The sequence below is a fragment of the Vogesella mureinivorans genome, from assembly GCF_007644035.1.
In the GTDB taxonomy this organism is placed as follows: domain Bacteria; phylum Pseudomonadota; class Gammaproteobacteria; order Burkholderiales; family Chromobacteriaceae; genus Vogesella; species Vogesella mureinivorans.
The window spans coordinates 1-289 of the sequence record NZ_VMTV02000333.1 but is presented as its reverse complement, the minus strand read 5'-3'; the positions used below and the strand labels follow the sequence as shown (position 1 = coordinate 289).

General features: G+C 42.2%; 1 protein-coding gene. It reads right to left on the bottom strand.

Features of this window, described 5'->3' with window-relative positions:
- Positions 1–289: DNA polymerase III subunit beta family protein (locus FLQ44_RS10125; protein ID WP_500692545.1), on the bottom strand; the 289-nt coding region annotated here is incomplete at both ends.

Below are 289 nucleotides of genomic sequence, written 5' to 3'. Positions count from 1 at the left end.
GATGCTGAGAAGGCGTTGTAATTCCCCTACCGCTTTACGTGGAACAATCGCTTGTACCAACTGGGTTGCAGTTGATGATGCTAAGGTTTCGCACAGTGCCAAACGGTGTCCATCAGTCGTCACAGCACGCAATTGATTTTCATCAATTTCCAATAAAGTTCCAGTCAGATAAAAACGCACATCTTGCACAGCCATGGCAAAAGAGGTTTTTTCAAATAAACGCTTTAATTCACGTTCAGTCACTTGAACTTGTGTACCTTGACTATGCTCATTGGTCAATAATGGATAA